The sequence below is a fragment of the Streptococcus timonensis genome, from assembly GCF_047460355.1.
Taxonomy (GTDB): Bacteria; Bacillota; Bacilli; order Lactobacillales; family Streptococcaceae; genus Streptococcus; species Streptococcus timonensis_A.
The window spans coordinates 325,948-334,296 of record NZ_JASHGL010000003.1 but is presented as its reverse complement, the minus strand read 5'-3'; the positions used below and the strand labels follow the sequence as shown (position 1 = coordinate 334,296).

11 protein-coding genes and 1 tRNA gene are annotated in these 8,349 nt (G+C 38.1%); all 12 read right to left on the bottom strand.

All coding sequences use genetic code 11. From position 1 onward, the window contains the following. Positions 1 to 9: 9 nt before the first annotated feature. Positions 10 to 81: transfer RNA gene (locus tag QM941_RS06840), tRNA-Glu, on the bottom strand. 189 nt (positions 82 to 270) lie between these two features. Continuing rightward, positions 271 to 807 carry a transcription termination/antitermination protein NusG gene (gene nusG / locus QM941_RS06835; protein WP_414339890.1) on the bottom strand — a complete coding sequence of 179 codons (537 nt, stop codon included), beginning with the start codon at positions 805 to 807 and terminating at the stop codon, positions 271 to 273. 55 nt (positions 808 to 862) lie between these two features. Further along, entirely contained in the window at positions 863 to 1,039 is a 177-nt protein-coding gene (secE, locus tag QM941_RS06830) for a preprotein translocase subunit SecE (RefSeq protein ID WP_414339889.1), read from the bottom strand. 9 nt (positions 1,040 to 1,048) lie between these two features. Further along, on the bottom strand, positions 1,049 to 1,201 hold the full coding sequence (rpmG, locus tag QM941_RS06825) for a 50S ribosomal protein L33 (protein ID WP_414339887.1): 153 nt from the start codon (positions 1,199 to 1,201) through the stop codon (positions 1,049 to 1,051). Between the two features lie 112 nt (positions 1,202 to 1,313). After that, positions 1,314 to 2,006: a phosphoglycerate mutase gene (locus tag QM941_RS06820; RefSeq protein WP_084971175.1), complete on the bottom strand. Its 693-nt coding sequence runs from the start codon at positions 2,004 to 2,006 to the stop codon at positions 1,314 to 1,316. Between the two features lie 167 nt (positions 2,007 to 2,173). Further along, a complete protein-coding gene (locus tag QM941_RS06815; RefSeq protein ID WP_414339885.1) occupies positions 2,174 to 2,542 on the bottom strand; it encodes a hypothetical protein in 369 nt (122 codons plus the stop codon). 112 nt (positions 2,543 to 2,654) lie between these two features. Further along, positions 2,655 to 5,447, bottom strand: coding sequence for an isoleucine--tRNA ligase (ileS, locus tag QM941_RS06810; RefSeq protein WP_414339883.1), 2,793 nt, complete (start codon positions 5,445 to 5,447; stop codon positions 2,655 to 2,657). Positions 5,448 to 5,701: 254 nt separating this feature from the next. After that, complete coding sequence (locus QM941_RS06805; protein ID WP_414339882.1) at positions 5,702 to 6,481, bottom strand: DivIVA domain-containing protein; 780 nt, start codon at positions 6,479 to 6,481, stop codon at positions 5,702 to 5,704. 184 nt (positions 6,482 to 6,665) lie between these two features. Next, a complete protein-coding gene (locus QM941_RS06800; protein ID WP_414339881.1) occupies positions 6,666 to 6,758 on the bottom strand; it encodes a DivIVA domain-containing protein in 93 nt (30 codons plus the stop codon). Next, positions 6,755 to 7,540: an RNA-binding protein gene (locus QM941_RS06795; protein ID WP_414339879.1), complete on the bottom strand. Its 786-nt coding sequence runs from the start codon at positions 7,538 to 7,540 to the stop codon at positions 6,755 to 6,757. The genes QM941_RS06800 and QM941_RS06795 overlap by 4 nt, the downstream gene beginning before the upstream one ends. Continuing rightward, a complete protein-coding gene (locus QM941_RS06790; RefSeq protein WP_414339877.1) occupies positions 7,537 to 7,797 on the bottom strand; it encodes a YggT family protein in 261 nt (86 codons plus the stop codon). The genes QM941_RS06795 and QM941_RS06790 overlap by 4 nt, the downstream gene beginning before the upstream one ends. Beyond that, positions 7,797 to 8,342, bottom strand: coding sequence for a cell division protein SepF (locus tag QM941_RS06785; protein ID WP_414339876.1), 546 nt, complete (start codon positions 8,340 to 8,342; stop codon positions 7,797 to 7,799). The genes QM941_RS06790 and QM941_RS06785 overlap by 1 nt, the downstream gene beginning before the upstream one ends. Positions 8,343 to 8,349 lie beyond the last annotated feature (7 nt).

The window sequence follows — 8,349 nt, the reverse complement described above, 5'->3', positions numbered from 1 at the left end:
AGTATACTATAGTCCGTACGGGATTCGAACCCGTGTTACCGCCGTGAAAAGGCGGTGTCTTAACCCCTTGACCAACGGACCATCCCCAGTCTGTCCTTTTTGGACTCTTCCTATTATACCGACTTTTTCTATCTTGTCAACTGCTTTTATGAAAATTTTTTCTGTATTAAGGATTTATTTTTTTACTTAGTCTTTTCAACAGACACATTTCAGTGTCTGTTGAAAAGTTATCACTAAGCTATTCTTCAAACTTGAACTTAAGAATGATTGCTAGAGTTCAGCAATCTGATTGAGATTTACCTCAGCTATCGTATCATTTCCAAACATTGAAATAATCATTTTCACTTTATTATTATCAATCTCTGTGATTTTTCCAGTGTAGTCTGTAAAGGCACCATCAATAATTCGAACTGTTTGTCCAACTTCAACATTGATATTGAATTCTTGAACAGTTTGACCCATAGAAATTAGAATATCGCGAATTTCTTGTTCCAATAGCGGTGTCGGTTTTGATCTGTTACCGTGTGAACCAACAAATCCTGTTACGTTTGGTGTGTTTCGAACAACAAACCAAGCTTCATCTGTCATAACCATTTCCACAAGTACATATCCAGGGAAGCGATTTTCTTCGATTTCTTTTTTCTTACCATTTTTTTCAACTTGCACAGTTTGAGTCGGAATCTCAACACGTAGAATATTATCCAACATATTATAGGTCTGTGCACGTTGTAAAAGGTTTTCTTTTACCTTATTTTCATAGCCAGAATATGTTTGTAGAACAAACCATCCTTTATCAAAACTATCCATTATTTTTCCTTTCTGAACAGAAGATGATCAATAATCTATTTCACTTTACTCTTTTCTAGAAGATATTAATAAAACGAATAATACCATTAACTATCAATTGGTCGAATATGTATATCATAACCACAAAGAAAGCTGTATATTCCATAATTGACTTGAAATCTAACCAACTTTCCTTTCGTGTAGGCCATGTTGTTTCTTTTAGAAGTTTAAAAATATCTATGATAAAACGCATTCTAATCTCCTATCTCGTTTCTCGGTGAGTGGTGTATTTGCCACAATGTTTACAAAATTTATTTACTTCTAAGCGTGTAGATTTGGGATTCCCACTAATTTTAATAGAATAATTTCTTGATCCACAAACCTCACAAGCTAGACTCGCTTTTTTAAGTGCCATAGCGCCTCCATCTTATCTATTATAACAATAAACTCTTTCTTTGACAAGTTATATTACACCAAGGTTTTTTACAAAAGAAAAAGCCCAGAATATTGTCCAGGCTTTTTTATTCTTATTTTCCAAGATAGTATTCAGCAACTACGTTCAATTTTTCATCAAATTCGAATACCAATGGTGGGAAGTTAGGGATTTCCACGTCCATGATTTCGTCATCTGACAAGCGTTTGATGTGTTTTACAAGGGCACGGATTGAGTTACCGTGAGCTCCTACAAATACGTTTTTACCATCTTTAAGAGCTGGTGCGATTTTGTCTTCCCAGAATGGAAGGGCGCGCTCAAGAGTAACTTTCAAGTTTTCTGCATCTGGAATTACTGAGTCATCAAGTGAAGCATAACGACGGTCAGTATGAGCTGAGTACTCATCATCACGAGGCATTGCTGGAGGCAGTACATCGTATGAACGACGCCAGATATGAACTTGCTCATCACCAAATTGCTCAGCTGCTTCAGCCTTGTTTTTACCAGTCAAACCACCGTAGTGACGTTCGTTCAAGCGCCATGATTTTTCAACTGGAACCCACAATTGGTCAGCTGCTTCAAGAGCTAAGTTAGTAGTTTTAATCGCACGTTTCAACACTGAAGTGTAAGCTTGGTCAAACTCGATACCAGCTTCTTTGATCAATTTACCAGCGTCAATCGCTTGTTGTGTTCCTTTTTCAGACAAATCAACATCAGCCCAACCAGTGAAAAGGTTAGCTTTATTCCATTCAGACTCACCATGGCGAGCGAAAACCAATTTTACCATTATGGATTCTCCTTTTATTTTCCGAGGCCACCCTCGTTTTTCTATTCCATTCTACTAGATTTTTTATGAAAAATCCAGTCTGGACAGTGAAAAAGTGTAATTTTTCACAAAATTGTTTTCAAGTATTAAAAAAGAAGGAACCATTCAGTCCTTCTTTCTATATAATTTTATTCTTGTATTTGAAATTGTTTTAAACTTGATAGGTAAAGTGCAGCACCAATAATAATGACAATACCTCCAATCCATCCCAAAAATGGAATCAATGATACCACCCCTCCTACGATAAACAAAATTGATGGCGCAAGAGATATACGTGAATCATCTTTATAATAAACCAGAGTAAGAATCCCCAAAATCAAAATAGCAATTTTGACAAATGCAAAAACAATAAACATCATTCCGACGATTGCAGCTGCAGCATCTTCGTCGTTTGACATAGTAGCAATCATCATAATAGTAAATGGTAAAATTGCCAAAATAATCCCAGTTATTAGACCAAGGATCCCATCAATTTGGGCAAGAGTTTTTGTTCTCATAAAATTCTCCTTTTCAATCGAATAAACACTATTATACCACAATTTTACTACTTTTCATTTATTTTATAATATAAACCAAAAATACAGGAAAATTCCTGTATTTTTAGTGTTGTTATTTCGCTTCAAATCCTTCTGCGACTGCATCAGCAAAGTTTTCTTCTACAATGCTTGCACAATGATCACAGATATGGGCATTGTAGCTACGTTCTGCTGTACTTGGATCGATACGACGGCAACGGTCACAAACTTCACCAGTAGCACGTTCTACCGTAAAGGCTACATCCTCAAAGGCTACTGCGCCTTCTGGAGTCGGTCCTTCTGCGATAGTCAATTCTGAGACGATCAAGAGTTGAGCAACATTGCTATCAAGAGCTCCAAGCAGAGTTTTCACGACTTCGTTTGGATAAACTGTCAAGTGTGCTTCAAGTGATTTACCGATTACTTTAGCATTACGAGCTTCTTCCAAGGCTTTTTGAGCTTGACCACGGAAGTCCATAAAGGCTGACCATGCATCCAAGATTTCCTCTTGATTCACAAATGTTTGTGCCTCTGGCAATTCTGACAATTGAACAAAATCTTCTGCTTCAAACTCAAGATATGACCAGATTTCTTCCGCAGTGTGAGGGAGAATTGGTGTCAAAAGTTTGGTGATTTTCACAAGGATGTCATAGAAGACTGTTTGCATTTGACGGCGTTCAAGTGATTTGGCCCCTTCGATGTAGACAACATCTTTGGCGAAGTCAAGGTAGAAAGCTGACAAATCAACGTTGATAAAGTTCACTAGGGCTTTATAGATTGTCAAGAATTCAAAGTTGGCATAAGCGTCACGAATGGTCTTAACAAGTTGGTTAAAGCGGACAGTCATGTATTTATCAACAGAACGAAGTTCTTGGTACGCTACAGTATCCTCAGCTGGGTTGAAGTCAGATGTATTGGCAATCAAGAAACGAAGCGTGTTACGGATCTTACGGTAAGTTTCAGAAACTTGACTCAAGATATCCATAGAGATACGTACGTCGTTACTTGAGTCTACACTGGTTACCCAGAGACGCAAGATTTCTACACCAAATTGTTTTTCAACGTCACTTGGAGCAATGGTATTTCCAAGAGATTTAGACATCTTCTCACCTTTACCATCCAAAGCAAAACCTTGTGACAAGATTTGCTTGTAAGGTGCTACGCCATGGTTGGCAACAGATGTGATAAGAGATGAGTTGAACCAACCACGGTACTGGTCAGAACCTTCTAGGTAAAGGTCTGCTGGATATTTAAGTTCAGGGCGATTAACCACGACACCATTCCATGATGAACCTGAGTCAAACCAAACGTCCATGATATCTGTTTCTTTCTTGAACTCGCCATTTGGTGAACCTGGATGGGTAAATCCTTCTGGCAAGAGGTCTTTGGCATCACGTTCCCACCAGATAAGCGAACCATGATCTTCAAAGAGTTGAGCTACATGCTCAATGGTTTCAGCTGTCATGATTGGTGTGCCATCTTCTGCGTAGAAGATTGGAAGTGGAACACCCCAAGCCCGTTGACGAGAGATGACCCAGTCACCACGGTCACGAATCATATTGTAAAGACGGACTTTACCCCATTCTGAGTGGAATTTTACTTTTTCAATTTCGTCCAAGATTTCTTGACGGAATTTTGATACAGAGGCAAACCATTGTGGCACTGCACGCCAGATGATTGGTTTTTTCGTACGCCAGTCAAATGGGTAAGAGTGAGAGATTTCTTCTTGAGCAAGAAGTAAATCACCAAGTTTTTCAATAACTGTTGGCACAACCTTGTCGTAGAATTGACCTTCGAACGCAGGACCAGCATTGGCCATCATGATCCCGCGTTCGTCAACAGTCACTGCTACTTCAAGACCATTAGCAATACCAACATTGTAGTCGTCCTCACCAAAACCAGGGGCTGTATGGACAATACCTGTACCAGAGTCAGTTGTAACGTGGTCACCAAGAATAACAAGTTCATCTACTGCAGTATCCCATGGGTGTTCTGTCACGATATGGTTGAGTTCTTGTCCACGATAAGTAGCCAAAACTTGAACATTCGCCCAACTAAATTTCTCAGACAAGCTGTTCAACAATTCTGAAGCAAGGACAAACTTACGAGTTTCACCAGCAGGTTGTACGACTACATAGTCAATATCCGCACCAACCGTCAGACCACGAGAAGCTGTGATGGTAAATGGAGTTGTTGTCCAAACTACGATATAAGTATCTGTATCGAGGACACCTCTACCATCTTTTACCTTGTTGGCATAGTAAAGTGAGGTTGAAACCAAGTCATGGTATTCAATCTCGGCTTCGGCAAGGGCAGACTCAGATGACCAAGACCAGTAAACTGGTTTAGCCCCACGGTAGATATAGCCCTTGTTAGCCATCTCTCCGAAAACACGGATTTGCGCTGCTTCATAGTCAGGAGTCAAGGTTACATATGGATTTTCCCAGTCACCTGAAACACCCAAACGTTTGAAATCATCCCGTTGTTTATCTACTTGAGAAAGGGCATAGTCACGACAAAGTTTCAAGTACTCAACCAAGTCCATCTCTTTACGTTTAACACCTTGTTTTGCCAAAACTTGCTCGATTGGCAGACCATGAGTATCCCAACCTGGAATGTATGGTGCGTAGAATCCTGACATCGATTTTGAACGAACAATGATATCTTTAGAAATCTTGTTCATGGCATGTCCAACGTGAATATTCCCGTTAGCATACGGAGGTCCATCATGAAGAGTGAAATGTGGTTTCCCTTCATTTAGTTCTTGACGACGTTGGTAAAGTTTAGCTTCGTCCCACTCTTTTTGCCAAAGAGGTTCTTTGGTTGGAAGGCCAGCACGCATTGGGAATTCTGTTTTCCCAAGATTTAAAGTTTCTTTGAGTTTCATTGTATCTCCTTTTTAATATGGACAAAATAAAAACCACGACTCGCAAAAAGGACGAAAATCGTGGTACCACCTTTCTTCGAGAAAAGACATTATCTTTTCCCCTCTATTCCCGTAACGTGGGCAACGTCAAATCTTACTAGCTTCAGATTTGATACTGTGAGAGGATAAATTTACCAACAGGGATTGTAGGGCTTACACCATCTCCTACTCGCTAGAAATATGTTTGATAAATTATTGTTCTCAGATTTTATTTCTTATAAAAGATCAATAGATTCTGTCAAGGGTGTTGGATATGAACTCTGTTCAGTTTTCCCTGGACCTTCATCAATTGACTTAAGTGGAGTAGCTTCTTTCTGGGTTTCTGCTAATTCTCGATTTGCAGCTTCGATTCGAGCTTGGAGCTCTGCTACTTCCTCAGGCGAAAACTGACGTGTCATGTCAATCGACTCTTCCTCACGGTAGGCAGATACATCTTCACCTAGAACCTCTTCTACAACTTCCTTAAAGGCTTCATCACTAGTTTGCAAATAAGTTGCCGTCGGACGCAAGATTTCTTCCCAATCAGGAGAATCAACAATAGCAAGTTGACTTTCAATAGTTGATTTCAAGCGTTGATGGAAAACGCGACTCTTATTTTTCAACTCTTCTGTTTCAATGGCAACTTTCTTAGCATTATCCGTAGCTTGACGCAAGATTTCATTAGCCTTGTATTTAGCTTCATCTAACAAACGTTGTGCATCTTGCTCAGCTTGATGAACAATGTTATTAGAACGCTCATTAGCAGCTTGTTTTACACGTTCCGCAGTATCTTGAGCAATCAGAACAGATTGACTCAATGAATCTTTGATTTCATCAAAATATGATAAACGTTCTTCTAAATTTTTAATGTGTTGCTCTTTTTCGTAGTTACTACGAACTAGCGTTTCATAATCACGAACGACAATATCTAAAAACTCATCAACTTCTTCAGGGTCAAATCCTCTAAATTTGCTACTAAACTTTTTATCCTTGATTTCTAACGATGTAATTGGCATAGTTTTCCTCACTTACTTAATAAAAAATAGAATCATTAATTGGTTCTTGTTCTTCTACATTTTCTCTTTTTGGATAGTCATCCGTAAGAGCTAAAAGACGATCTTGTAATTGTTTAATATAGACTTCATCTTCTTTCTTATAGTCTATCAACTTTTCGTGGATACAGAGAATGTTATCTAGAAATTAATCAACTTCTTCTTTATTATATCCTCTGAATTTTGTTGAGAATACTTTTTTCATAATTTCTGGAGGTTTAAATTGAATCTTTCGCCTCACTTACTGGTTAGTAATTGGACAGTCACTTTGATCTTATCTTTTTTGGTTTGTCCATTTTCCCTTAATAAGATAATCCTACCAAAGCGTCTGACGCTAATTAAATCACCAAGTTTCACATGATAATCAAGCTTTTCAACTATATGATAGTTTACTTGGACTAATTTTTTTTCAACTAATTCTGTAGCCTGAGACCGAGAGATTTTTAGAACAGAAGATAAAAATGCATCCAATCGAAAACTGGGAATTAGGACTTCCTTCTCTAAGTAGTCATTTTTAGAAACTATCATATCTTCAAAAGAGCATTCTTCTAAAACAACGGGTAATTTTGAAACTTTTTGAATCCCGTCCTGGAATAAAGTATTAAAGTGTTGATTTACAATAATTTGTGCACGTTGATCACTTACTAAAATATCACCAAACAATTTGCGATCAATACCAAGGCGATTTAGTACTGTTCCCAAAATTTTTGAATGTGTTAACTGCTGAAACTTATTTGGATACTTTATCTCAAGTAAGGTCATTTCAAAATCATCCAAAGTCGGTATAAAATAATCTGGCGCCAAGATAACTCGAGCATACTCAGTAGGAACAAAATCTGCACTACTAAAGGTAGCTAGTCCTCTATTATTCCCTAGTGTTTTTAAGATAAATACCTGATGCGGATTAATAAAAGGAGTTAGAATCGGTCTATACTCTTCCTCAACCTGTTTTAACCATTCTAAACCCTTATCAATAAAGGGAAAATCTTCCCTTGCAAAATGCTGGTAAATCTCCTTGCTCATATGCTCAATAAAAACTTCACTAGATAGCTACTTAGTGTGCGCAATAGAATCACTGCGACCCAAACAGTAAAATCAATCCCTGCAAAGTTAAGACGCAGGCGTCTAAGAGGATCTAAAACTGGTTTAGATAAGGTCGTCAGAAATCGTTCTAACTGCGTACCGTAAGAATTAGGAAACCATGATAATAGCGCAAAAGCTACAAGTATCAATGAATAGATATCTGTAGCATTTTGGATAAAACGAATAAGCAGAAGCATTAACGAACTCTATTTCTCTTCATATCAAAGTCAAACTCTTCGGTCTTTGCATGGTCTGGCAAGCGAATATCTTCAATATTCACTACTACACCTACTGGAGTTAAAAGATACATAGTATTCGCTACTTTTCTTAATTCTCCAGCCAAGACATGGCGAGCTCCATCCAAATAATCCAAACAACGACGTGCTTGAACTTCTGTCATATACTGAAAATCAATCAAGATGCTCTCGTTACCCGCTAATAAATCAACGATATCTGTAGCATCTTCATAACGTCGCGGATAGCGAACATCAATAGTCACTTTATCCGTATTGTGATGACTTTCAATAGCTAATTCTTGCTGACGAGCATGAAGTCTTGTTATATTTTTCTCTTTTGGTTCTTCTTTGGAAGATACTTGAGGAGCTTGCTGTGGTAAGTCCTTTTTTGGAGATACAGAAGTTAAAGAACGTTCAGACTGCGCCGCAACTACCTCTGACGAAACCTCATCTCCATCTTCTGTAAAATAATTTATAAATTGATCAAATTTATCTTTTAATGACATGGTTATT

Bases quoted from the DNA above. Each gene is read 5' to 3' on its own strand.
- nusG (WP_414339890.1), bottom strand. From the start codon at position 807: ATGGATAGTTTTGATAAAGGATGGTTTGTTCTACAAACATATTCTGGC.
- secE (WP_414339889.1), bottom strand. From the start codon at position 1,039: ATGCGTTTTATCATAGATATTTTTAAACTTCTAAAAGAAACAACATGG.
- rpmG (WP_414339887.1), bottom strand. From the start codon at position 1,201: ATGGCACTTAAAAAAGCGAGTCTAGCTTGTGAGGTTTGTGGATCAAGA.
- QM941_RS06820 (WP_084971175.1), bottom strand. From the start codon at position 2,006: ATGGTAAAATTGGTTTTCGCTCGCCATGGTGAGTCTGAATGGAATAAA.
- QM941_RS06815 (WP_414339885.1), bottom strand. From the start codon at position 2,542: ATGAGAACAAAAACTCTTGCCCAAATTGATGGGATCCTTGGTCTAATA.
- ileS (WP_414339883.1), bottom strand. From the start codon at position 5,447: ATGAAACTCAAAGAAACTTTAAATCTTGGGAAAACAGAATTCCCAATG.
- QM941_RS06805 (WP_414339882.1), bottom strand. From the start codon at position 6,481: ATGCCAATTACATCGTTAGAAATCAAGGATAAAAAGTTTAGTAGCAAA.
- QM941_RS06795 (WP_414339879.1), bottom strand. From the start codon at position 7,540: ATGAGCAAGGAGATTTACCAGCATTTTGCAAGGGAAGATTTTCCCTTT.
- QM941_RS06790 (WP_414339877.1), bottom strand. From the start codon at position 7,797: ATGCTTCTGCTTATTCGTTTTATCCAAAATGCTACAGATATCTATTCA.
- QM941_RS06785 (WP_414339876.1), bottom strand. From the start codon at position 8,342: ATGTCATTAAAAGATAAATTTGATCAATTTATAAATTATTTTACAGAA.